General features: G+C 62.2%; 13 protein-coding genes. 4 read left to right on the forward strand and 9 right to left on the reverse strand.

The window, feature by feature from the left end; translation table 11 throughout:
- Positions 1-80: 80 nt before the first annotated feature.
- Positions 81-1,319, forward strand: coding sequence for an ISL3 family transposase (locus tag IPV69_RS15035; protein ID WP_206290508.1), 1,239 nt, complete (start codon positions 81-83; stop codon positions 1,317-1,319).
- Between the two features lie 263 nt (positions 1,320-1,582).
- Here IPV69_RS15035 and IPV69_RS15040 read toward each other — a convergent pair whose 3' ends face one another.
- Both IPV69_RS15040 and IPV69_RS15045 read right to left on the reverse strand, forming a co-directional pair.
- The gene (locus IPV69_RS15040) at positions 1,583-2,263 is read right to left on the reverse strand and encodes a metal-dependent hydrolase (RefSeq protein WP_206290509.1); all 681 of its coding nucleotides are present in this window, start codon (positions 2,261-2,263) and stop codon (positions 1,583-1,585) included.
- 109 nt (positions 2,264-2,372) lie between these two features.
- Positions 2,373-6,038: a DEAD/DEAH box helicase gene (locus tag IPV69_RS15045; RefSeq protein WP_206290510.1), complete on the reverse strand. Its 3,666-nt coding sequence runs from the start codon at positions 6,036-6,038 to the stop codon at positions 2,373-2,375.
- A 481-nt stretch (positions 6,039-6,519) separates the two neighbouring features.
- Here IPV69_RS15045 and IPV69_RS15050 point away from each other — a divergent pair, with 481 nt between their 5' ends.
- Positions 6,520-10,008: a PVC-type heme-binding CxxCH protein gene (locus IPV69_RS15050; RefSeq protein ID WP_206290511.1), complete on the forward strand. Its 3,489-nt coding sequence runs from the start codon at positions 6,520-6,522 to the stop codon at positions 10,006-10,008.
- Positions 10,009-10,146: 138 nt separating this feature from the next.
- Here the strand turns inward: IPV69_RS15050 and IPV69_RS15055 are convergent, their stop codons facing one another.
- The 5 genes from IPV69_RS15055 to IPV69_RS15075 form a co-directional block, all read right to left on the reverse strand.
- Positions 10,147-11,478 (reverse strand): DUF1552 domain-containing protein, encoded by a 1,332-nt coding sequence (locus IPV69_RS15055; RefSeq protein WP_206290512.1) that lies wholly within the window; start codon positions 11,476-11,478, stop codon positions 10,147-10,149.
- A 23-nt stretch (positions 11,479-11,501) separates the two neighbouring features.
- A complete protein-coding gene (locus IPV69_RS15060) occupies positions 11,502-14,624 on the reverse strand; it encodes a DUF1592 domain-containing protein (RefSeq protein WP_206290513.1) in 3,123 nt (1,040 codons plus the stop codon).
- A gap of 636 nt (positions 14,625-15,260) precedes the next feature.
- Entirely contained in the window at positions 15,261-17,363 is a 2,103-nt protein-coding gene (locus IPV69_RS15065) for a choice-of-anchor Q domain-containing protein (RefSeq protein ID WP_206290514.1), read from the reverse strand.
- Positions 17,364-17,430: 67 nt separating this feature from the next.
- Complete coding sequence (locus IPV69_RS15070) at positions 17,431-19,398, reverse strand: choice-of-anchor Q domain-containing protein (RefSeq protein WP_206290515.1); 1,968 nt, start codon at positions 19,396-19,398, stop codon at positions 17,431-17,433.
- A 322-nt stretch (positions 19,399-19,720) separates the two neighbouring features.
- Positions 19,721-20,440, reverse strand: coding sequence for a TrkA C-terminal domain-containing protein (locus IPV69_RS15075; protein ID WP_206290516.1), 720 nt, complete (start codon positions 20,438-20,440; stop codon positions 19,721-19,723).
- Between the two features lie 505 nt (positions 20,441-20,945).
- On the opposite strand from IPV69_RS15075, the gene IPV69_RS15080 reads away from it, so the two are divergent.
- Together IPV69_RS15080 and IPV69_RS15085 are read left to right on the forward strand one after the other, a co-directional pair.
- Positions 20,946-21,530, forward strand: coding sequence for a recombinase family protein (locus IPV69_RS15080; RefSeq protein WP_206290517.1), 585 nt, complete (start codon positions 20,946-20,948; stop codon positions 21,528-21,530).
- A gap of 77 nt (positions 21,531-21,607) precedes the next feature.
- Positions 21,608-22,453: a S1 family peptidase gene (locus tag IPV69_RS15085; protein WP_206290518.1), complete on the forward strand. Its 846-nt coding sequence runs from the start codon at positions 21,608-21,610 to the stop codon at positions 22,451-22,453.
- A gap of 154 nt (positions 22,454-22,607) precedes the next feature.
- On the opposite strand, the gene IPV69_RS15090 is transcribed toward IPV69_RS15085, so the two are convergent.
- Both IPV69_RS15090 and IPV69_RS15095 read right to left on the reverse strand, forming a co-directional pair.
- Complete coding sequence (locus IPV69_RS15090; RefSeq protein WP_206290519.1) at positions 22,608-22,835, reverse strand: hypothetical protein; 228 nt, start codon at positions 22,833-22,835, stop codon at positions 22,608-22,610.
- A complete protein-coding gene (locus tag IPV69_RS15095; RefSeq protein WP_206290520.1) occupies positions 22,836-24,671 on the reverse strand; it encodes a DUF4838 domain-containing protein in 1,836 nt (611 codons plus the stop codon).
- Between the last annotated feature and the right edge of the window lie 23 nt (positions 24,672-24,694).

The following is a 24,694-nucleotide window of genomic DNA, read 5'->3' on the forward strand; positions in this document are numbered from 1 at the left end:
GGAGTGAAGGATAGGAATAGAGCAACGGCAGCCGCTGCGTATCTTGGAGTTACCAGGCTTCAAGACGCAGGAGGCTGCCGTTGTCGATCGAAGAACTTACCGCCCTCCTCGGCGGCTGGAAAGGCTATACGCTCGGGACCGTCGGACGCGTCGAACCCGGCCAGCACGGACCGACCCTTCCGGAAGTTCACCTGGAACTCCATCCCGTCCGCGACCACCCCCGCGTCTGCTCCGGCTGCGGCAAGACCTGTCGCTCGATTCATGATACCGCTGAACGCTGGGTCGACGATCTGCCGATTTTCGACGCCATGACCCGGCTGCTGGTGCATCGCGTTCGCGTCGCCTGTCCGGACTGCGGGCCGAAGGTCGAGAAGCTCGACTGGCTGGAGCCCTACGCCCGCGTGACCACCCGCATGGCCCGCAGCGTCGCGCAGCTCTGCCGGGTGCTGCCGATCAAGCATGTCGCCGACTACTTCGGGCTGAACTGGAAGACGGTCAAGAAGATCGACAAGGCCTGGCTCACGCGTACGCTCGGACCGGTCGACCTCGACGGCGTGACGAAGCTGGCGATGGACGAGTTCGCGATCCAGAAGGGTCATCGCTATGCGACGGTCGTGATCGATCCGAACTGCAAACGCGTGCTTTGGGTGGGCCGCGGCCGCAGCCGGGAGGAGGTCCGGCCGTTCTTCGAACTGCTCGGCCCCGAGCGTTGCAAACGGATCGTGGCGGTGGCGATGGACATGAACGCCGCGTACGACCTGGAGGTGCGGGAACACTGTCCCAACGCCGAGGTGGTGTACGACCTGTTCCACGTCGTCGCCAAGTACGGGCGTGAGGTGGTGGACCGGGTCCGCGTGGACGAGGCGAACAAGGTGAAAGACGACAAGCCGGCGCGGAAGGTGATTAAGGGCTCACGCTGGCTGCTGCTGCGAAACGCCGACAACATCGAGAAGGAGCAGGACCGGATCCGGCTGGCGGAACTGCTCAAGGCCAACCGCAAGCTGGCGGCGGTCTATGTGCTGAAGGACGACCTGAAAGAGCTGTGGTTCTACCGGCACGTGGGCTACGCGAAGCAGTTCTGGGATGAGTGGTACGGCAGAGCGATCCGCAGCCGGATCGATCCGCTGAAGCGGTTCGCCGGGAAGCTCAAGGGATACTTGCCGGGGATCCTGAGTCACTGCCGATTCCCGTTGAACACTAGCGTGCTGGAGGGGATCAACAACAAGATCAAGGTGATCAAGCGGATGGCCTACGGGTATCGTGACGACGCCTATTTCTTCCTCAAGATCCGCCAGGCGTTCCCCGGAGTTGGGAGATGAACCTAAAAAAAGAGCCGGGCGACCCGAAGGTCGCCCGGTTTATTTTTAAAAGTGCGCCGGGGTGGAGAAGGAGGGGGGGGGCCTTCTCCGGGGGATGACCCCGACGCAAGTACGACCTTATTAATATGTCGCAAGCGAGTCAAGAAATCGCGCCGCTTTTGCCAGCCCGTTACCACGCCTGCGAGATATGCCGACTGTTCAATACGAGTATGGCGGAGACAGGCTCAGCGGCGTCAGTTTGAGCGGATCAACCGCTCGTAAGGTCACAGGTCCACGAACGCCCCGGGTCCGAGTGCGAGCCCGACGATTCCCCTGGCTTTGAGTTCGGTGGCGAATGCGGCTGCGTCTTGGGCGATGGGGGACCAAGTGTTGTAGTGGATGGGCAGCACCGCCTTGGCGTTCAGCCACTGGGCGGCGAGCAAGGCATGCTTCGGGCCCATGGTATAGCGGTCGCCGATGGGAAGGCATGCGAGGTCGATGTTCCAGAGTTCGCCGATGATCTTCATGTCGCCGAAAAGGGCGGTATCGCCGGCGAAATAGATTGTCTTTCCGCCGATCTCGATCACCCAGCCTGCCGGCTCGCCGCCATAGCTGCCGTCGGGAAAGCTGCTGGTATGGAACGCCAGGGTGAGCGTCGCCTTGCCCCAGGGGAACTTCACCGACCCGCCATGGTTCATTGCCTCGGTCTTAAGGCCCTTCTTTTCGTAGTGTGTGGCGATCTCGTAGTTGGCGGCGATGACCGCGCTGGTGCGCCGGGCGATCGGCTCGGCGTCGTCGGTGTGATCGAAGTGGGCATGGCTCAGCAGGATGTGCGTCGGGTTGACGTCCTTCGCCTTGCAATCGGCGACGCCGTTGTTGTCGTAGAACGGATCGAACTGAATGCGGTGTTCGCCGTGATGAACTTCGACGTTGGAATGGCCGTGGTAGATGATTCGGACGGACATTGTCGTTCTCCGTGGTGCTTCCGCGACCTTCCCGACAATCGCCCATAATAGCATCGGTCCGGCGGCCATGCCGTCGGACCGATGACGATACGCAGTTGACGTTTGCCAGCTACGACAGCAACATCTCCAGATCCTCGCGGCTGAGCCCGCGAATCAGGCTGTTGTCGGCGTTGATGATCGCGTCGGCCAGCTCACGCTTGCTCTGCTGCAACTGAACAACTTTTTCCTCCACCGTGTCCTTGGCGATCAGGCGGTACGCGAAGACACGCTTGTCCTGGCCGATACGGTGCGCCCGATCGATGGCCTGCGCCTCGACCGCCGGGTTCCACCAGGGGTCCAGCAGGAACACGTAGTCGGCCGCCGTCAGATTCAAACCGACGCCACCGGCCTTCAGGCTGATCAGGAACAGCTTGCAATCCGGGTCGCTCTGGAAGCGGTCGACGTGCGCCTGGCGGTCCTTGGTTCGCCCGTCGAGGTACTCGTAGACGAACTTCTGGTCGTCGAGTCGCTCTTTCACAATCGCGAGCATGCTCGTGAACTGCGAGAAGATCAGCACCTTGTGGCCTTCGTCGACCACCTCGGCGATGCGTTCCATCAGCGTTTCCAGTTTCGCCGACGGCTCCTTGGACCGCTTCTTGTCGATCAGGCCTGGATGGCACGCCGCCTGGCGAAGCCGAAGGAGAGCTTCCAGGACCATGATCTTGGCCTTGTTCATCCCCTCCTTGGCGACGCGGTCGAGCAAACTCGTTCGATAATGATCGCGGAGCTCGTCGTACAGTTTCCGCTGATCCTTCTCCAGTTCGCAGTAGATGGTCTGCTCGAGCTTCTCGGGCAGATCCTTGGCGACCTGTTCCTTGGTTCGACGCAGAACGAATGGCCGAAGCGCGCGGGCCAGCAACTCGCGGGCGGAAACGTCGCGGTTGGCCGCGTCCGCCGACAGATCGCGGAATACGCCGACCGAACCCATCATGCCGGGGTTCAGGTAGTCGAACAGACTCCAGAGCTCGCCGAGATGGTTCTGCACCGGCGTGCCCGAGAGGGCCAGCCGGTGATCAGCCTGTACGAGGCGGGCCGCCTTGGCACTTTCGCTCGAGGCGTTCTTAATCGCCTGCGCCTCGTCGAGAATCGCGTAGTCGAAGCGGATGTCCCGGAAGTACGACATGTCCCGCCGCAACGTGCCGTACGTTGTCAGCACGAGGTCGTAATCTTTGAAGTGGTCGGCGGAGCGGACACGATCGACGGCGGTGTGGTCGAGCACGCGCAGGTTCGGCGAGAACTTGAGCGCTTCCTGCCGCCAGTTGAAAATCAGGCTGCGTGGCGCGACCACCAGCGACGGCCCGCTCGCCGTGCCCTGCAACGTCGAAGGGACGTTGCCCTGGGCGTCGGGGGTTGCGACGCGTTCGCGCCGGCGGGCTTCGAGCAGCGCCAGCACCTGCACCGTTTTTCCCAGGCCCATGTCGTCGGCGAGCACGCCGCCGAAGCCGAACTTCCGCAGGAACTTCATCCAGCCCAGGCCTTCGCTCTGGTACTGGCGGAGGGTGCCGATGAAAGTGGCCGGGGGTTCGATCGCCTCGACGCCGCTGAATCGCATCAGCTCGTCGCGGGCCTTGCTGAAGGTCTCGTCGAACCGGGCATCGGGCAACGCCGACAGCATGGCATCAAGGAAGCCGATCTGCCGGCTGCTGAACTTGATGTGATCGCCTTCGGTTTCGCCCATGCCGGCGATGCCGGCGTACTTCTTGAGCCATTCTTCGGGGAGCAGGCCGAAGGTGCCGTCGTCCAGCTTGATGACGGTCTCGCCCTTGCGGAGCGCCGCCAGCAGTCGCGGCAGCGACGCGGTCATGCCGTCGAAACTGACGTCGCCGCGTAGCTCGAACCAGTCGATGCCGCTGGAGACCGAGACATTCACCTGCCCGGCCGAGCGATAGAGCTTGCCGTCGGCTTCAACCGTCCAGCCCTTGCGCGTCAGCTCGCCGACCGCCTTGGGCATTTTGTTCAGCGGCAGCCGAAGCTCGCGGGTGCTGTTCCAGTAGTTGTAGTCGTCGCGGAAGCCCAGGGCGGGGAGTTCTGCGAGGAACTCGGCCTCGCGGTGGGCGTTGCGGCGGATGAGGGTCTGGCCGTCTTCCACCATGATCGCGGCCTTCTTCTCGCCGCTGTCGATCATGACGCCGTCGTAGTCGAACGTCAGCTTTGCGATCAGCCCGTCGCGAGCCCCGGCGACGGCTGCCTTGCCCGACGCGGAGCTGATCTTCAACCTCGGCCGCGGCTCCGGGGAGATCTGGCGGATGTCCAGTTCCGGCGGCAGTTCGAGCTTCGGCAGACGCGGGAACTTCAGCAGGGTCTTCATCAGTTCCTGCTGCTTGTCCAGCGGAACGCTGATCTTCTCCCCCGATCGTAATGCGGCGATCAGCGGGAAGGCGTCGTAATGCTGCAACCTGGAGATTCGGCTGTTGAGGAACACGTAACCAAGGCCTGCGCCATTGAGGAGCAGTTGCGGCTCGGCGAGCGCCAAACTCTGCATGGGCACGTGTTCCGAAGCGTCTGTAACCGCCGCTGCCGATGATCCGGCGTCGGCTGTGGCAATTTCGTCGGCCGGGGCGTCGTCGCCGATGTCGGGTTCATCGTCTACCGACTCGTCGCTATCCAGGATATCGGGGTGCAGCGGGATCTGTCGATGCAGCGCGCCTTCGAGGACGAGATATCGTCCGCCGGGGCTTGGCTGAATGCGGAGGGAGAACTCCCACGGGGGGCCTTCGTCCCAGGAGAGCGAAGCGAGACTGCGCCCGTCGCGCGGGGCCAGGCGGCATCGACCCGTGGCGCAAACCGCGCGAAGAATATCTTCGTAAGCCGACGGATCGATCTCGTACTCCATTTCCAGCGGCGCGTCGTAGTAGCCGTAGCCGCTGCGGCCGGTGCCTTCCAGGAGCTGAACCAGGTGCCGGTCGGTGGGGTCGGGAAGCTGCGAGATCTGACTTTGCGTCAGGCGAAGCGGCTTGGGGCGTTCTAGGACGCCGTCTCGCTTCGGCGTTTCGTGCATGAGTTGGATCGTGAGGCCGGAATCAAGCGTGGCCTCGGCGTCGATCACGTACAAAACGCGCCTGCCCTGCGGCCAGCTCAGCGGACGCGGGGCCGATACGGGGTTCATCCGCATCGCTTCGCTGAGCCGGCTGAGCTGCGCTTTCCAGAGGTCTTCGGCATTACGTATATCTGGCGTGCGTACGAAACCCTGCGGATTGCCCCGCCCGATCATCTGATGGCCGGTGTTCTGAACGCCGTTGTTCTGCGAGCCGTTACGCATCGCGTTGAGCAACTCGGCGGGCGTCATCCGGCGGAGATCGGAAAGGGGAGGGAACTGCTGGTTGCGCGTCGGCGGCAGGCCCGGGGCGTCGCCGTCGATGTCTTCGTCCTCCAGGGTGTCGGCACTCTCGGAGTCATCCTGAACGCGAGGCATTTCGGGTTCTTCGTCGTCGCCGACGGGGGCCTGGACGGGCCTGGGCGGGAGGGGGAGTCGCTGAGCCCGGTTGGCCTCCAGTGCAAGTGCCCACAGGTGCTTGCAGGGGCCGTTCTCGTCGAAGTATTCGCAGGTGCAATCGTAGGTAATGCCGTCGTGGTCGCCATCGATCGATGCGCGGTAGAGCCGACTGCCTTCAATCTCTCCTTCGACGAAGGAGCTGTCGCCGTCGATAATCTTGACGCGACCCTGTCGGTAATACTCGTCCCCCCGGTGCTTTACGTCCGCCGGGAAATCGTGCGAGTAATCCTGCAATACAGACATCCGCAAAGCTCCTGCACCGCGAAGCGGCCGCCGAATCCTTCAGCACCGATCGGCCGCCACACCAGCGCCGGACCGGAAACGCGACATCATACCAATGCTCGGCCGGGTTGCACCCTGATTAGGCGGTTGTGAATAAAACGATTGCAAACTGTGGACAGCAAGGTTGTGATCGCGCGTCGGGAATCGGAGACGATGGGCGCGGTCCTTAGGCCCGAAGGGTCGCAATTCTATAGCCCAGCCCAGCGGGCTGGGTCAGCATTCGAGTGACGCGAAGGCCTGACGGGCCGCGATACGGGTACGGTCGTGGTCCGTACTTCGCCCTTTCAGCGCTGATGACCTTTAGGATCACACAACCCAGCCCCATGGGCTGGGCTATAGAATGTCGGCCCGTTGGGCCTGCAATCGGAAGAGCGTTGGAGTACGAATTCAGGTCGTCGGTTCAGCAGGAGGTCGAATGGTTTGCACGAGAGTCATCGCTCGCATGTTCGCCGTAATGATCCTCCTCGGCCTCGCGGCGATCGGCGTTCGTGCCGCGCCGGTCACGCTGGTCGCCCCCACCGAAAAACTCTCGCCCCAGCAGCAGCAGGCGACGTTTAAACTTCCGCCGGGCTTTAAAATCCAGCTCGTCGCCGCCGAACCCGACATCGCCAAGCCGATGAACATCGCGTTCGACGACCGTGGCCGGCTCTGGGTGACCGACACCCTCGAATACCCCTGGCCCGCCGAAGCCGGCAAAGGCCGCGACAGCGTGAAAGTGCTGTCCGATTTCGGCGATGACGGCCGGGCAAAGAAGGTCACGACCTTTGTCAGTGGGTTGAACATTCCCCTGGGCGTGCTGCCGATCGGCGACGCAGACGGAAAGTCCAGTGCCATCGTCTACTCCATCCCCGAAATCCGCCGCTACCACGACACCGACGGCGACGGGAAATCCGACAAGAGCGAAAAGCTGCTCGGCGGGTTCGGCAACGTCGACACCCACGGCATGACGAACAACTTCGTCCGCGGCTTCGACGGCTACGTCTACGCCAACCATGGCTTTCGCAACGATTCAGTCGTCACCGGCACCGACGGCTCGACGATCACCATGAACTCGGGCAACACCTACCGGTTCGCCCCTGACGGGACAAAGGTCCGGTTTCACGCCCGCGGGCAGGTCAACCCGTTCGGGCTGGCGTTCGACCCTCTCGGAAATCTCTATTCGGCGGATTGCCATACCCGCCCGCAGTACCTGCTCCTGCGCGGCGCGGTCTATCCGAGTTTCGGCAAGCCTGACGACGGCCTGGGCTTCGGCCCGGAGATGTGCCCGCACGGCCACGGCTCGACGGGCATTGCCGGCACGATGGTCTATGCCGCCGAGCAGTTTCCCGAGGAGTACCGTGGCAATCTGTTCAACGGGAATCCGGTAACGAATACCATCAACCGCGACAAGATCGAACGAACCGGTAGCACACCGCGAGCCGTCGAGCAGCCGGAGTTTCTTACCAGTAGCGACCCCTGGTTCCGCCCCGTACAAGTGAAGCTGGGCCCCGATGGCGCGATGTACATTGCCGACTTTTACAACAAGATCATCGGGCACTATGAGGTCGATCTAAAACACCCCGGCCGCGACCGCACCAGCGGGCGCATCTGGCGGGTCGTCTACAAAGGAGACGCCACCACGGCCCCGCCGCCCAAGATGCCCGATATGTCCAAGGCGTCGCCGGAAGAGCTTGTCACGCTGCTGGGGGGCAACAATCTGACGGTGGCGCTGTCGGCGTTGAATCGTCTTGCCGACGAAGGGCCGGCCAAGTCGGAGTCTGCGGTGCGCGCCGCATTCGCGGCAAATGCGAACGACCACGTCGTCCGAAGAATCGGTTCAATGTGGGTGCTCGCCCGCTGGGGTAAGTTGACACCGGATGAACTCGTTCGAGTCGCCCAGGACCGCCACCCGGCGATTCGCCTGCATGCGATGCGTGTTTTGTCGGAGCAGACGTCGTTGACCGACAGCGAGCGCACTGCCGCGGTTGAGGCACTCAAGGACGGCATTTCCCTCGTCCGCCGGGCGGCGACCGAGGCCTTGGCGCTTCATCCTCATGCGACGGCGATCGCGCCATTGCTCAAAGCCGCCGCCGATACCGACCCCGCCGACACCCACCTCGCTCACGCCCTGAAGATCGCAATGCGGGAGCAGCTATCGCACACCGACTACCTCACAAATCCGGAGGTGGCGGCGCTTTCCAGGGAAAATCGCGTTCGACTGCTGGAGGTCGCGCTCGGCGTGCAGTCGCCGCAGGCTGGTGCGTACGCGGCGGCAAGTGTGGCGAGCGACTCACTCCCGGCACCGCTGGCCGCCCGCGCGTTGCGACATGCCGTGCAGTTCGCCGTCGACGACGCCTCCATCGAGCGCATCGCCGCGACCGCGCAGTCCACATTCGCCGGCGACTTCGACCTGCAGCTCGACGCGCTGGAGAACATCCGAACCGCGCTCCAGGCCCGCGGCGGACCGACGCCGGAATCGGTGCGGACATGGGCGACGAAGGTCGTCGAGCAGGTACTGCGTCCGTCTGCGGGCTCGACCGATGCCGCGCTCGCCTGGGCCAGCCGGCCGATCGATCCTGCCGCGCCGAAGTTTGACGACCCCTGGACACCGCAGTCGCGCAAGTGTGCTGATGGCGTCTCGGCCGACTTCTGGAGCAGCCTGCCGAAGGGGGAGACGCTGACCGGCGTTCTGCGATCCAAGCCCTTCTCCGCTCCTCCGAAACTGTCGCTATGGATCGCCGGTCACAACGGTTTGCCGGCATCGAAGGACCCGGTCAAGAACCTCGTCCGGCTGGTGGATGCCGCGAGCGGCGAGGTGCTCGCTGAAGCGCCGGCTGCGCGGAACGACACCGCAAAGCAGACGACCTGGGATCTGTCCAAAGTCGCCGGCCGGCAGGTGGCGATCGAAGCCGTGGACGCCGACACGCGCACCGCTTACGCCTGGATCGCGTTCGGCCGGATCGAGCCGGCCGTCGCATCGATCCCGCCTTCCGGTCAGGACCTTCGCAAGCGGCTCGGCCGGGCCGTTGACCTGGCCGGCGCGATGAAGGTGCAATCGGCCGCCGATCCGGTGCGAACCCTACTGATGTCGGCGTCGGCCGATGTGGCCCTTCGGGTCTCGGCGGCTCGGGCGATCGCCGCGATCGACCCCGCCGGCGCGGTGCAACCGATCGTCGCCGTGCTGAACGACCCCGCCGCGCCGCCGGCGCTTCGCTTGGGGTTTGCCGCCGCGCTGGGCAACGTTCGCGATCCCGCCGCCGCCCCGGCGATGCTGACGGCGATCACCGTCGCGCCGCAGAACGTGCAGAAGTCGCTGGCGCTGGCAATGTCCGGCACGCGGCAGGGGGCTGACGCGCTCATGGGCGCGATCGGCGCCGGCAAGGCGTCTCCCCGCCTGCTGCTCGACAAGACCGTTCGCGACAAGCTTCGCGCCGCCGGCGTGGACGATCTCGACAACCGCGTGGCCGCGCTGACCAAAGGCCTCCCCGACGCCGATGCCGCCGTGCAGAAACTGATCGACGACCGAATCGCCGAGTACAAGGGTGCGAAGGCGTCCGCCGAGCGCGGCAAGGCGGTCTTCCTGAAGAACTGTGCCGCGTGCCATCGCGTCGGCAACGATGGCGCGCAGATCGGCCCGCAGCTGGACGGTGTCGGCAAGCGCGGCGTCGATCGCACGATCGAAGACATCCTCGATCCCAGCCGCAATGTCGACGGTGCGTTCCGCTACAGCGTGCTGACGCTGGACGACGGCGACGTCATCACCGGCCTGCAACGCCGGATCGACGGTCAGACCACCGTGTTCGCCGATGCCCAGGGCAAGGAGTTTGCGATCGCATCCAAGCGCATCGTGAAGCGAGCCGAATCGCAGTTGTCGCTCATGCCCGCCAACTGGGGCGAACTGATGACGCCCGACGAGTTCGCCGATCTGGTGGCGTTTCTGATGAAGCCGTGAATCAAGGTTTACGTTGTGCGAAATGCGTTGCTGTACGGAGAGGCCCGACACCGCAGGTCGAAGATGCGCCGCAGATCCTTCATGCGGCGCAATGACCTCGCTCCCGTCTGTATTTCGGCGGGCGATGGTTGCGGCATTCTACAGATCTTCCAAGGCCATCTTCGCATCGCCGAAGGACTTGGGCCGCACGTCCATCTTGTCCATCATGGACATGAAGAGGCGACAGAGCTGGCGTTCGGGTTTGTCTTTGTAATCGAGTACGCGGCCGCCCTTGATGCGCCCGCCACCTCCGCCGAGCACGATCACCGGCAGCTGATCGTTGTCGTGTCGTGCCCCGGCCATCATGCTGGAGCAATGCATCAGCATCGTGTTGTCGAGCAGGGTGCGGGGGCCTTCCTGGATGGCGTCGAGCCGGCGGGCAACGTACGCCGTCTGCTCCATGAAGAACTGGTTGACCTTCATCCAATCCTGGCCGTCACTGTGCGACAGCAGGTGATGGATCATGTAATCGATGCCATGACCGACCTGCTGGACGCTGGGCAGGTTGGGGAACCTCAGGGCGCTATGATCGTTGTTGAGCTTCAGCGTCGTGATGCGGGTGGCGTCGGTCTGGAATCCGAGGACCATCAGGTCGCACATGATGTGCATATGCTCGGCGATATCCTGAGGAATGCCGTCGGCGGGACGCTGGATGTTGGGCTTGTCGAGCGTGGGTCGCCAGCCTTGTAGCTCACCGCGCTTGCCCGCGTTTTCGATGCGTGTCTCCACGTCGCGCACGGAATCGAGATATTCATCCAGCTTGCGTTGGTCGCTGGTGCTGATACCCCGCCGCAGGTCGCGGGCGTCATTCATCACCGCGTCGAGCACGCTCCTGTCGCCGGGCGTCGATTCGTCCTTGAAGAGCCGGTCGAACGCCAGCGCAGGGTAGAGCTCCAGCGGCGTTGGCGTGGTCGGCGAGCTCCACGAGATGTGCGAGCTGTAGAGCATAGAGTAGTTCTTGTGAACCGCCGGGTTTGATCGTTCGCACCCTAGCACCAGGCTCGGCACCCGGGTCGAGCGGCCGTAGGTTTGAGCGAGCAGCTGATCGAAGCTGGTTCCGGATCGGATGTCGCCGCCGGAGGCGATCGGCGCACCCGAGAGAATATTGCCGGTCTGGGAACTGTGGATGTTCCCCTTGCGCGCCTCGGCGTGAAACAGGCCGCGGACGAACAGCATCCTTTCCCGAAAATCCTGCAGGGGTGCCAGCACCTTCCCCAGTTCCATTGCCTTGCCCTCACCCCTGGCCCACCATTCCTTGGAATGGAACCCGTTGCCCGAAAAAAGGACCGCGAGCCGGACCGGCGCTTCGCTGGCCGGCCTGGCTTTGCCGGGTTCATCGCCCCAGACACATCTCGATTCGAGCCAGGGCAACGCCATCACGACGCCGGCGCCACGAAGGAAGGTTCGACGCGAGTAGTGGTGGGTGGCCATGGCGTTCTCCGGTAGCCGCTGCCTCAATTGCCGGTGGCAAGGTCACGTCCGCGGATCTCACGGAACTGCCGGCTCAGCACGATACGCTCGACGACGACACCCACCTTGTCGTCCTTCGACTTCAGATCAACAAGCATTGTATCAAGAAGCGGCTGATCCGAGAGTTGCACGCTTCGTCCGAGTGCATAGCCCAGGAGCTTGCGGGCGAACTGTCGAAGGAAGTCATCCCGCCGCTCTGTCAGGATGTAGTTCCGCAGGCCGGAAAGCCCGTCCAACTCACGACCGTTCGGAAGTCGGGTGTGCGTGTCGATGGGCAAATCGGCGGCGTCCTTCGTTCGGGCACGGCCGATTGCATCGAACCCTTCCAGTGCGAACCCGAATGGATCAATCCTCTGGTGGCACTTTGCGCACGAGGCGTCGCTGCTGTGGCGCTCGATCAGTTGGCGTTCGGTCAGGCCATTGGGCGCTTCCTCGGGCAGGACGGGCACGCCCTTGGGCGGGCGGGGCAGCTTCTCGCCGAGCAGCACTTCGCTGACCCAGTTGCCCCGCAGGATGGGGCTGGTGCGCGACGCGCCGGCCTGCCGGGCCAGCGTACCGGCGAACCCCAGCACGCCGCCACGGCCACGAGCGCGAATCCCATCGATCCGCCGCCAGTCGTTGGTCGCGGGTATCAAGCCATAGTGCCGGGCAAGGTCGCCGTTCATGAAACTGTGGTCAGCGTCGATCAGTGACACCACGGAGCGGTCTTCCTGAAACAGGTCAGCGAAGTAGCGGATCGCTTCTTCCTGCATGGCACCGCGGAGCGCAAGGAACGTTGGAAAGTGCCGTTCGCTCTTTTCATTCAGAGTGTCGAGGTCGCGAATACCCAGCCACTGGCAACCGAACTCGGTTGCCAGTCGGCGGACCTTCGCATCCTTCAGCATTCGGCGAGTCTGCCGGACGAGGATCTCCGGTTCATGCAATCGCCCCGACGCCGCGACCCGTCGCAACTCGTCATCCGGGCAGGACGACCAGAGGAAGTAGCTGAGTCGGCTGGCCAGTTCTTCATCGCTAACCGGCGTAGCCGTGACACCAGGGTTCGTCTTTTCAGCCTTGTAGAGAAACGCCGGCGCGACCAGAACCCGGGCAATCAACAGCCGGACGGCCGTGGGGTGCGGCAATGTCTGGTCGCGCAATTTCCGGTATAGGCTTCGCAGCTCGTCCTGCTCTACGACCGCAAGGGGCCGGCGCCAGGCCCGGTCGGCGAAATCGATCACCGCCTGTACGTGTCGCGGCTCGACTTCGATCGCGAGCTTCCGAAACGCCTCGGCCTCCCGCCGAATCGGCTCCCGCATCGGCTCGAACGCCTCAGGTTTTGCGTCCTGCGTTGCGAACTGCCAGAGTTGATCGAAGGCATCGACCTGCTTCAAAGGCGATTCGCTGACAAATCGCAGTTCGCTCCACATCCGATCGAGGGCGGCCGACTGTTCGTCGTCGAGCATGAGCCGCCGGAGTTGATCGTCTTCGCGGTAGAAAAGGGTAAGCGTCACCACTTCATCCACGGGGACGATCTTGGTGTAGCAGAGTGCGACAGGAAAGACCCGGCGAAAGTCGTCAAATGCCGCCGCGAGGCGCTTCGCCGCCGCGGACGCATCATGTGCCAGGATCGGTGCCGAATGAGACGTGCGAAGGTTGTTATCCGACCATTGCCCGGGAGCGTTACCGGATCGGGCATTACTTGCAGACAGCCCCGGTACCTCGGCGGGCTTCGCGGCGAGCATTTGAACCTGGATCGCCGCCTCGGGATCACAATCCCCGGCCAACTTTACCGTCGCGACCAGTTCAGTCTCCTTGATCGCGGCCGCCGGTATGCTGAGCTCAATCAGCGGCACCGACTGCACCAGGACGGCCGAAGGCAGGACGCCGGGAATATCGCGTAGTAGTAAGTCCTTGCCACCTTTGGTGACCAGCCGAAGTTGATCCCAAAGGACGGAGCCCTTGGGGCCGTCGTGGAACACCTGCGTGATCGAAAGATAGACCTTCTCGTCGCCGCGATCTTTCGGAGGGGTGAGTTTCAGCCGCAGCTCATGCTGTGCCGCAACGGGCGACACCGCTTCCTGCCACCCCTTCGGACCGTTGACCTTGCCGATGTGACCTATGCTGGAAAATCGCCAAAGCGATTGCTGCCAGGCACTGATGGCCGATACGACCGCGCTTGCGTCATTCGCCGGCGCGTCGCGGAAGCGTGTTCGAACTCCCTCCAGCACGAGTGACGGCTTGGTGTCATTCAGGGCAGCCCAAAGGATCGCCGTGTACTTTGGGTTCAGCGAGTGACCCTTGGAGACGTCGGCGACGGTTTTTTGTCCCGCTCGCAGCGACTCTCGTTCGTGCAGAAGCGCCGCAACGTATTGCTCTACGGGCAGACGTCCGCCGGCATTGGTATCGAACTTTACACCCTGCAGATTCACGGCGGTCGCATTGCCTGTGCCGCTGAAGCGCGAGTAAAACGCCCTGATCTGACCCAGCGACTCGTCGGTCCAATCCCGTGGCGTAGTCCTTGCCGAAAAGCGAATCCCATCGGGCAGTAACACGGCGTGACCCGCGATCTCTTTCGCGGCGTCGAGATACTTTGAAACCAGCGCCGGCGACATCACCAGCGCCGCACTGGCGTTGGTGAACCCTTCACCCGCCGCCCCGTCTGCGGGGAACTCTCTGGCCGGGTCGAGAGCATCGATGCCGGTCAGGTCACGCAGGGTGTTGGTGTATTCGACATTCGAGAGTCGTCGAATCGCGACCGGCCCGGGGTCGCCGGCATTCGCCAGTGCAATCTGATCAAGCGTCCCCTTGGCCCAGGTGATTAACAGCGTCTTCTGCTCTGCCAATAGCTGCGGCTCCTTCCTCGGCGGCATTTCGCCACTGGCGATCTGGTCCAGAACGTTCTGCCAGATCGCCGGCTCTTTCCTGGCGTCGGCAATCGAGACGAACCGCTCCAGATCCAGTTCGCCTTTCTGCTTTTCCGTGGAGTGACAGGTGATACACCGCTCAGTCAGAAGCGGTCGGATCTTCTCTTCAAACGAAACGGCAACACCCTCAGCCGCCCAGGTCGGCCAGACGCAGAGCAGTCCGGGTATCGAAAGAATCAGTCGAACGCCACAAGTGCGTGGCATGAGATGGGTATCCAATGAATGGAACCGAGCTGAATAATCGAAAGCGGACGAAAGGAGTCGAACCCTCAACCTGAAGCTTGGAAGGCACGAATTCGCCAGCCACGAAAAGCACGAATAGTGCTTGAATTCGCGGGATTCTAGCGACGCCTGAAGCCGTTGTAAACGGTGGCGCAGTGTGGTGCGCAATTCTTCGGCGAGACGGTACATTTCGAAACGTAGGCACACGCAAATCCGTACCAAAGCCGTATTGGAGTGTTCGTTTCGCTTGGGTTGTCCCTTAATCCGCCTTCCACCAAGGCGAGCATAGGGCAGAGTTCAACCCAAGTAGGTTCCGCACCTGAATCTGTATCGTCAACTCTTCGCCGTGGTTGCCGAAGGCAAATGGGGAGTTCGCGGTCAGCGTTACATCCGCCGTGCTTTGCCGTATCAGTCAGCTTTCGCATGGCAAACCCACGGGTATTGGCATGGACATCGGCCACCGAGGTGGCCGGCTTCGCAGCAGAAAAGCAGCAGGTTCTGCCGATTCACGTAAGTCCAATTGCGGCGGGGATTGGGAAGAGAACGCCGAACGAAAAAGCTGCGGAAGGAAGTCCGCAGCGGGGGGCGAGGGAGGTTGTTCAGTGCGCCGGCCGGCCGTTATCCAAGAATCGGCTTGAGGCCGAAGTGCCACCCGGTGATCAGCTTGCCCGTCAGGATGGTCGGCCCGTGGGCACCGCCGCCGCGGGGCATGGTCTGCTGCCAGCCGGCGCGTTTCTCCAGCCGGAGGATCTGGTAGCCGGCGGGGACGTTGGCGAGCGTGTACTTGCCGGCGGAGTTGGTGACGGTCCGCGGCTCGTTGTAGTTAAGCCGGCCGTCCTTGTTCAGGTCGGCCCAGACGAGCCAGCCCTTGAGGCCGGTTTCGCCGGCGTCCTGGATGCGGTTGCCGTTGAGGTCTTTGAAGACGATCCCGGCGACGGAGCCTTTGCCGGTGACGGCGGGAGATTGGACTTCAAAAGCGCCCACATCGACGGTACCGCCGACGATGCGGGCAAAGCCGGTGCCGCGCTGATCGGTGGCGAGGGGTTTGCCGTCGGGGCCAATGGCTTTAGCGTTGGAGCCGGCGTTGATGGCAATGCTCCCGGGGAGCAGGGCCATGGTTTGCGTCGGGCCGCCGTTGCTCGCGAGGGGGCCGAGCTTGAGCTGGGCGGGGGTGACGCCAACCTTGTTGCCGTTGACGCCGTTGAGCAGTTCACCGGCCCCGCCGGTGCCGATGAGGTTGTAGGAACTTATGGAATCGAGGGTGCCCGTGATGTTGCTGGGTGTCGCTTTTCCCTTCAGGACGTTGCCGACAATAAGGCTATTGCTCGCCGTCAAGGTGCCGCTGTTGTTGTAAAAGCCACCGCCTTCGTACTCCGCCGAATTCCCGGAAAGCGTGCTGCCAGAAACGGTCAGGTTGCCCTCATATTCGTTGTAGATACCGCCCCCGTACCGAGCTGAGTTACCGAAGAAGGTGCTGTTGGCCACGGTGAGCGTGGCAAAGTAGAGGCTATTGCTCCAGATGCCACCTCCGCCTTCGTTCGCCGAGTTGCCAGAAATGGTGCTACTGGTAACGACCAGTGTGCCTAGGAGGTTGTAAATTCCGCCACCGATGTCTTGCGCTGAATTGTTGGCGAGGACGCTGCTGGTAAGGGTTAGCGTGCCGCCATAGTTGGAGATTCCACCGCCGCTGCCATGGTCAGCGTAATTGCGGAGAAGCATGCTGTTGGTGACGACCGCCGTCCCGTTGGAGTTGTCTATTCCGCCACCTGCTTGCGCCACATTATCAGCAAAGGTGCTTTTGCTCACGGACAGTGTGCCGCCCCAATTGGAGATTCCGCCGCCGTTGCTCGCTGCGGAATTGCCGGAGAGGGTGCTTTTGCTCACGGACAGTTTGCCGTCCGAGTTGTAGATCCCGCCGCCATGCTCTTCGGCCGTATTGCCGGAGAAAGTGCTGTTCCTTACGGTCGCTGTCCCGCCGGAGTTGTCGATGGCACCTCCCTCGAACTCTGCCGAATTGCCGGAGAGTATGCTGTGGGTCACTGTCGCCGTGCCGGAATTGTGGATGCCGCCGCCGTAGGTCGCCGACGAATTGTCGGAGAGGGTGCTGGTGATCACAGTCAGTAAACCGGTGTTGTAGATGCCGCCGCCGTAGCCGGCGACGGAAGAGTGGCGGGACCCTGCCGAATTGCCGGAAAGGATACTGTTGGTCAGGGTTAGCGTGCCGTGGTTCAAGATGCCGCCGCCGGCACTGAACGCATTTCCGAACTCGTCGGTTATGAAGGTCCCCGTACCGCCAGCGATGGTCAGTCCGGAGATCGTCGACGTCTTGCCGGCACGGACTTGGAAGATCGAGAAGTCGGTCGTTGCAGCCACGCCTCGCTGTACTGTTAGCTTCGCAGCGGCGGGCCCTGCGAGCGTCAGCGTATCGGCGATCTGCGGTAATGCCTTGTCCAGGTTGATCGTTCCCGACATCGCGGCGGCGAAGTTGATCGTGTCAGCTCCAGCGTGAGCATTCGCAGCGGTTATGGCAGCGCGAAGCGTGGTGGTGTTGAACTTGCCGACGCCGTTGGGAGTGATCGTGTCTGCGGCGTCGCCGAGCGTGGTCACCGTATAGGTGCTGAAGAGCAGGCGGTTCTCCAACGGTTCCAGCCAAGCGGCTCGGCGGGTAACGAGCGAAGCCAGGTTCATCGTCCGGCCGGGTTGTTTCGTTGTCGCTTTCATGGCGGTCTCCAGCAGATCGGCTAGTCGTTGTCAGGATGCCAGACCTGTGCCGTGGATGATTGCGCTCCTATCCCAGGATCGGCTTGAGGCCGAAGTGCCAGCCGGTGAGCAGTTTGCCTGTGAGGATCGTGGGGCCGTGGGCGCCACCGCCGCGGGGCGTGGTCTGCTGCCAGCCCGTGCGTTTCTCCAGGCGGAGGAGCTGGTAGCCGGCGGGGACGTTGGTGAGGGTATACCTGCCGGCGGAGTTGGTGACGGTCCGCGGCTCGTTGTAGTTGAGCCGGCCGTCCTTGTTCAGGTCGGCCCAGACGAGCCAGCCTTTGAGACCCGCTTCGCCGGCGTCCTGGATGCGGTTGCCGTTGAGGTCTTTGAAGACGACGCCAGCGACGGAGCCTTTGCTGGTGACGACGGAAGATTGGACTTCAAAAGCGCCCACATCGACGGTGCCGCCGACAAGGCGGGCGAAGCCGGTGCCGCGTTGGTCGGTGGTGAGGGGTTTGCCGTCGGCGTCCAGGGCTTTGGCGTTGGAGCCGGCGTTGATGGCGATGCTGCCGGGGAGCAGGGCCATGGTCTGTGTCGGGCCGCCGTTGCTCGCGAGGGGGCCGAGCTTGAGCTGGGAGGCGGTGACGCCTAGACGGTTACCGTTCTTGCCATTAACGAGGTTTGTCAGCGATGCTTCGTACACCAGGCTGACGTAGCTATACCAGCCTCCCGAGATGATACCGCCCCAGGCCACCGTGCCGACGACGTTGTGCGAACTGGACGACCCGATGGTGCCAGGTGGGATGTCCGGTTGGTCGATGTCGCCGCTGTAACTGAAGTCCAGATTGGCGACGTCGCCTGACGCGTTACCCGCGACGATGCAGTTGGTCAACGTCATTGCCGCACCGACGTTGTAAATGCCACCGGCGACGTTTCCAGCAATCGTACTGCTTCGGACGGTCAGTGGGCCACGGTTGTATATGCCGCCGCCTACGCCCGTCGAACGCTCGTCGTCAAGACCCTCGTTCCCGTAAAGAGTGGAATCAATCAGCGTGAGCACGCCGCTGTTGTAAATTCCGCCGCCGGCTCCTGACGAACTTCCAGTGATCGTGCAACCGGTGATCGTCGCGACGCCTGCGTAGATACCGACTCCACTCCCTCCATTTCCCGACAGGTTGGAGTCCTTCATCGTCAGCACGCCACGGCTTTGGTTGATCGAACCCCAGTTATTCGTGAACGTGCATCGGCGGATGTCCAGCATGCCGGAGTTTTCGATCGTGCCGCTGAAGTTCTCCGAGAACGTGCTGTCGTTCACAACAAGCGAGCCGGTGTTCTCGATCGTGCTCCCTGTGTTCCGCGAAAGGGTGCAGTGGTTCAAGATCAGCGTGCCGTTGTTCTGCATGCCTCCGCCCTTGTAGGAGCCTGTAGAGTTCTCGGAGATTGTGCTGTCAGTGACGGTCAGCGTACCGAAGTTGATGATCCCGCCGCCGCCGTCGGCGTCCCACGAATAGGGATCGGCTTTTGCCGAGTTGGCTGAGATCACGCATTTGCTGACCGCCAGATTTCCCGAATTGAAGATCCCGCCTCCACGAGTCTGCTCGTTCGCGTTGGGTGTTCCAGTTCCATTCGCGATCTTCATCCCCAAAAGAGACATGGTCTTGCCGGCATCGAGGGAGAAGATTGAAAAGTCGGTGACCGCGGCGGCACTTCGCTGCACCGTCAGCTTCGCCGACCCCGGCCCGGTCAAGGTCAGCGTGTCGGCGATCTGCGGCAATGCCTTGCCAAGATTGATTGTCCCGGTCACCGAAGCGGCGAAATTGATCGTGTCGGCCCCAGCGTGAGCATTCGCAGCTGTGATCGCTGCACGGAGGCTGGAGGCATTGAACTTGCCTGCACCGTTGGGGGTGATGGCACCGACCGCATCACCGAGCGTGGTGACGGTGTAGGTGCTGAACAGCAGGCGATTTTCCAGACGTTCGAGCCAGGGGATACGCAGGTCCGGGGTGATGGTGCGGGCGCCTGAAGACTCGGCCGGGTTTGTTCGCTGGTTTCTCATGGCTGGCTCCCGTTGCCGGGCCCGCAAAAACCGGGAATCCCGGTACTGCTGCTGACCGGACCATGACCATGATCGTGCATCGCGGCCGGGGGACGTATGGGGCGAGTATTCAATCGGGGATCGGGCGAAGTCCTACGAACGGAAGACGGACAGCCAGAACCGGCCCCGTCAGACGGGGAGGAGACTTCTCATGTGCCAGCAGAACGGCCCGGAAATCGCGGCGATCAACCTGGCCGGCGTCAGATCTAAGGCATTGTCATCAACACTATGACAAGCCGGATCAGTTTGGATGTGGGGAACGCAGGGCCTTCGAGTGTTCACGTCAACGGATAGGGGGAAACGATTCCGGCGGCATCTTGGACGCGATGATCATTGAGATTGCCTGTTCCTTTCCATACACGGTGAGTACATCACCGGCCCGAACCCGGAAAGAGCCGGTGGGCGCGCCGAAGTATTCGGCCGCCTTGTCCCCCTCGGTCCGCGTAACCCCGAGCACTAAAACGCCGCGCGAGCCGAGCAGCGACTCCTTGAGCATGCGATTGATCAGCCACGAATCCGAACCGATTTTGATCTCCGAAACGACGTAGCCGGCGTGTACGCGCAGCAGTAACGCAAAGTCCGCTACATGAAGCGCCCCGGTGCGACGGAGGGACCAGGCGATTATCCGGTCCAGCAGTTGCCGCGTAGGCCAGACGCTGGAGAGCACGCCGATCAGGATCAGACCGCCGATGATGGTGCCGGCGAGCCACAACTCCTGCTGCGGGCTGTCGGCACGGACGAACGCGACGATGAGCGAGCCAAGACTGGCCGCAATGCCGAGGTTTCCGGCGAGGATCAGGTGCTTGATGATTCGTCGGCGAGTGGGGTGGGACACCACCATCTCGGCTTCGCTGGTCGTGAAACCGACGCCGAAGAATGCTGAGTAGGCTTGGAAGTCGGCGGTATCGGGAGAGAGCCCCGTCAGAACCAGCGCCGCTTTTCCGAGGCGTACGAGGAACAGCGACACCGCCACAATCGCCAGCAACGAGATTCCCGCGATCATTTGTCTCTCCGCCGTATGCCCTGATTCAATCCCTTACCCCGGCCCACGCAACCTCCATCGCGGGGACCAAGATTCCTATAAGCAAGCGCAATCGTACAAGAACTGCCGCCCGTTGCGCACTGTGTTGCTGCCACGCTTGGGCCAAGTAAACGCTATCCAGCTACCTGAGGGTGTGCGCTGCTATAGAGGCGGTCATGCAGCGCCGTGACTTTATGCGATCGGCAGGGTTCGAAGTTGATTCGCCCGATGACCTCATCAAAGAGTTACGCGATTCCCTCTTTTCGCCAGGGTCGCCAATGGGGATTGATCCACTACCTGCGCGAAAGCTCTGGAGGTCTGTTGTTTAGGCGGCCATTCGCCGGCCGATCATTGAGATCAAAGTGTAAAGGGTGAGTATCGGCGAGAAACGTCACGATTACTGGCCGGGCGGAAGCGATCGAAATCGTAATGTGTCATGTATAAATGACTCTTTACATTGCGAGTTCAGGCGTGCTAGAATTCTGACATGTCAAAGCACACCGCCATTTACTGCCGGGTCTCTACGAAATCTCAGGACACCGCCTCCCAGGAGCCCGATCTAAAGCGTTACGCCGACGCCTGTGGCGAAGCTGTGACCTGGTACCGCGACCAGTTCACCGGAAAGACGATGGAGCGTCGGGGGTGGAACAAGCTGATGGAGGACGTGCGACTCGGGAAAGTGTCTCGCATCGTCTGCTGGCGTTTCGATCGGCTGGGCAGAACGGCCAAAGGGCTCACGGCACTCTTCGAAGAGCTTGGCGAACGTCGTGTGAACCTCGTAAGCATCAAGGACGGAATTGACCTGCATACGGCTACCGGCCGCCTTATGGCCAACGTGCTGGCTTCGGTGGCGCAATACGAGACCGAAGTCCGTGCCGAACGCGTTCGCGCGGGCCAGGCGATCGCCAAGGCTCGGGGCAAGACATGGGGCGGGTCTGAGAAGGGCCGTCGGCTATCCGTCACGGATGAACAAGTCCGAACAATCAAACGAATGGTAGCTGAAGGGGAGAAGATCACTGCGATTGCGAGTGCCACGGGACTCACTCGTCCGACGGTCTATCGCTATATATAGGCTCAAGTGGGGTGGCCCTCGGGAAGTGACAAGCTTCGTAACGGCCTTGAGGGTCGAAACACTTGCCATCTTCTGACATGAACCGTCTCGACTACTCCATTGACAATCGAGGTAAGACAATGAATCGTTTCTGCATCACCGCCATATTCGCCGTCGTCACCCCGGTCCTGGCCCTTGCTGCCGATGGTCCTGAAGCCGATGACTTCAACACGCAGTTGATGCGAGCAACCGTGAAACTCAGCCACGATAGATCCACCGGCACGGGGTTCGTTCTGGCGAAGGGCAAGAACTATCTCCTCGTCACAGCGGCTCATGTCTTCGACAATACTCCAGGTGACGAGACTTCGGTGGTCTTCCGCAGCAAACAAGGAGAAGGGGAATACACCAAGGAACCCACGAAGCTCGCTATCCGAAAAGACGGTAAACCACTCTGGACCAAGCATCCCAGCGAAGATGTCGCCGTCATCTGGGTTGTCCCGCCAAAGAATGCTGATCTTCCGGTACTTACGACCGATCTTTTGGCGACGGACGACTTGTTGCGAAAGCACAAGATTCACCCAGGCGATCAACTTTCCTGTCTCGGTTATCCGCATCGAGAGGAAGCAAGCAAGGCAGGATTTCCTATCCTCCGAGATGGCCCTATTGCCAGCTTTCCTTTACTGCCCACGGCGAAAGCGAAAACCTTCTACCTCAGCATGAACACGTTCGAGGGGGATAGCGGTGGGCCCGTCTATCTGGCTCGTCCAAGCCCAGCGAACCCTCAGAGAGAGGAACGGCTCATCGTCGGTTTGGTTTCGGGCCAACGATTCCTGGACGAAGAGGCCAAGTTGATCTACGGCACGACGAAGCTCCGGCATCGACTCGGACTTGCCATCGTGGTTCACGCAGCGTTCATCCGGGAGACGGTTGATCTTCTCAATTGATTGGACGAAAGATCGGGTGATCGATCCGAGGCAACGAGCAAGAGCAAGGCGGTTGTAGCATGAGCAAGCAAGCACCCCGACAAACCGACGAAGACCAGGCGAACGACGCGCCGCCGGATCAGTTCGTGATGTACACGCACGGATGTCGGAATGGCTATCGGGTTCGTCCTGCTTCGCGTGCTTTCCGCAAAATCTCGGCAAGTTCCCTCGCCTTCTCGGGCTGTTGATCCGCGAGGTTCTTCTTCTCCGCGAGATCGTCAGCGAGATTGAATAGCTGCAGGCCAGCGCCGGCACCAGTATCGCGCGGCGGGCGGTCGTTATCTTCCACCGCGGCGGCAAGGAGAGTGAGAGTGTGTTTCATAATGAGTTTTTTGCCCGTCAACTACTCCAACCCCGCCGCCTGCATCTCTTTCAGCGTTTTGGGTGAGAGCGGGGCGTCGGGGTGGAGGCCTTCGGTGCGCTTGTTGCGTCCGCCCGGTGCTCCAAGGGCGAAGACGGAACGCCAGTTGATGGCGAAGGCGGGATACTCCTTTTCCATGACATCAACTCTGGCCCAGTTGGCGAGCACTTGCGCTTTGGCGGCGGCGTCCTTGCCTTTGCTGGCCTCGAACTTCTGCATCGCGGCTCTCGTGCTGACGACGAGCTTGGTGAACTCGAATCCGCAGCGCGTGAAATGCAGCCGTCGGCGATATTTCTCATCCGCCTTGCCCAGCTTCGCGGCGGCGGCGTCGAGATGCGACTGCGCTTCCGCCAGCAGCGCGGGCGTGTATTTCTCCGGGAGTTCGAATGCACGCATCCGGCTCGGCTTTGCACTCACGAACTCCATTCGCGTGCGCTCCAGCAGTTCCCAGTAGGCTTTCAAATCGGCGGAGGCGGGGCCGTAGGTGCGCTGGTAGTAATCATTCATCACGGCCTGCACGTCGGCGCGGGGATTCCACGCGAGATGCGCGACCGCGTAGTAGTGCGGGCCTTGATTCGCCCAGTGATACCAGAACATGTCGAAGAAGATGCCAATGCAGTGCGTGTCGGCGGCGAAGCGGAAGTCGTCGCCTGCCTGCGCCATCGCCACGTCGGGCATGCCCCAGGTGAGACCGGCGGGGTTGCCGAGATTCGGCCGCCACATGATGTGCGCGGCTTTCGCGGCCCAGTCGGTGTGCTGCTTCATCGGCGTCTCACGCTCCTTGGGGGACCGCATGGAGAAATTGCTCACGCTCGCGATGATGACGTTTGCATCCGGCACGGCGGCGATGGGCGCGGGTCGTGAGTAGCCGTAGGCGAGCAATTGCACATACAGTTCCTTGTCCGGGTAACGCTGCTTGAGCATGCGAGCGAGTGTGTTCGCGAAGATGACCTGTCGGTCGCTCACTGCGGGGCGATCTTCGCCGTGGTTCTTCCAGCGGAAGGGGAACTTCTCGGCCTCGGGTCGGTCCTTCGCCTGACACTCCTTGCACACGCAATGGCCGTAGCCGTACCCATCGTTCTCGCTGGCATTGAAAAGCCGCTTCGTCGGATTGTCGCGCAATTGCTCGTCCACCTCAGCCAGCCACTGGTTCCACACCTTGGGGTTGGATTCGCACATTTTCGTGTGCCTCGCCTCCGGATTCGGGCTGCGGGTGCCATCGGGCTGCAACGCGAAGAAGTCGGGATTCGTCTTCGAGTATTTCTCCCACCAATGGCCGAAGCCATGGCCCCCCTCGAGTTCCATGGAGTCGAGTTGCACGCGCTGGACCCGCGCCCACTCGAGGTCGGGACCCTCCTTGTGATCGCCAAGCTGCAGTTTCGTGAACAGGCCCGCCCGCGCCCGGATCTGCGGATGATAACGCTGCTCCATCGGCGCCAGGGCGATGCGCTCCTGTTTGATCACGTCCTCTTCGCCAGGCCAGAGCCAGCGCACGCCGAGCTGATCGCGGAGGAAGGTATAAACCGCGTTCGCCGTGCCATACTCCTGCTGCACGCCCGTCTTCTTGCTGAGTCGGCCATCGGCAGTCATGTGCGCCGGGTCCCAACGGTCGCGCCCAGCGATGACGAGATGCTTCTCATTCGCCGCGATGAGCGTCTCCTCAGGATGTTTGAAATCGAAATCCGTTTTCGGAAACAGCGTCTTCACCACCGGCTGCACGCCAATCCAGATCGCCCGCTCCGGCACTACTTTCGGCTCGCCATCGATCACCTCCGGCTTTTGGCCGCTCATCTTCTCGATGTAGCTCGCAAGCGTCACTGCCGCATCCCGCGTGCGCGGCG

Origin of the sequence: Humisphaera borealis (genome assembly GCF_015169395.1) — a bacterium.
GTDB lineage: Bacteria > Planctomycetota > Phycisphaerae > Tepidisphaerales > Tepidisphaeraceae > Humisphaera > Humisphaera borealis.

What these genes read in the sequence shown, in the direction of transcription:
- IPV69_RS15085 (WP_206290518.1), top strand. Translation starts at nt 21,608, where the DNA reads ATGAACCGTCTCGACTACTCCATTGACAATCGAGGTAAGACAATGAAT.
- IPV69_RS15080 (WP_206290517.1), top strand. Translation starts at nt 20,946, where the DNA reads ATGTCAAAGCACACCGCCATTTACTGCCGGGTCTCTACGAAATCTCAG.
- IPV69_RS15065 (WP_206290514.1), bottom strand. Translation starts at nt 17,363, where the DNA reads ATGAAAGCGACAACGAAACAACCCGGCCGGACGATGAACCTGGCTTCG.
- IPV69_RS15055 (WP_206290512.1), bottom strand. Translation starts at nt 11,478, where the DNA reads ATGGCCACCCACCACTACTCGCGTCGAACCTTCCTTCGTGGCGCCGGC.
- IPV69_RS15045 (WP_206290510.1), bottom strand. Translation starts at nt 6,038, where the DNA reads ATGTCTGTATTGCAGGATTACTCGCACGATTTCCCGGCGGACGTAAAG.
- IPV69_RS15050 (WP_206290511.1), top strand. Translation starts at nt 6,520, where the DNA reads ATGTTCGCCGTAATGATCCTCCTCGGCCTCGCGGCGATCGGCGTTCGT.
- IPV69_RS15075 (WP_206290516.1), bottom strand. Translation starts at nt 20,440, where the DNA reads ATGATCGCGGGAATCTCGTTGCTGGCGATTGTGGCGGTGTCGCTGTTC.
- IPV69_RS15040 (WP_206290509.1), bottom strand. Translation starts at nt 2,263, where the DNA reads ATGTCCGTCCGAATCATCTACCACGGCCATTCCAACGTCGAAGTTCAT.
- IPV69_RS15060 (WP_206290513.1), bottom strand. Translation starts at nt 14,624, where the DNA reads ATGCCACGCACTTGTGGCGTTCGACTGATTCTTTCGATACCCGGACTG.
- IPV69_RS15070 (WP_206290515.1), bottom strand. Translation starts at nt 19,398, where the DNA reads ATGAGAAACCAGCGAACAAACCCGGCCGAGTCTTCAGGCGCCCGCACC.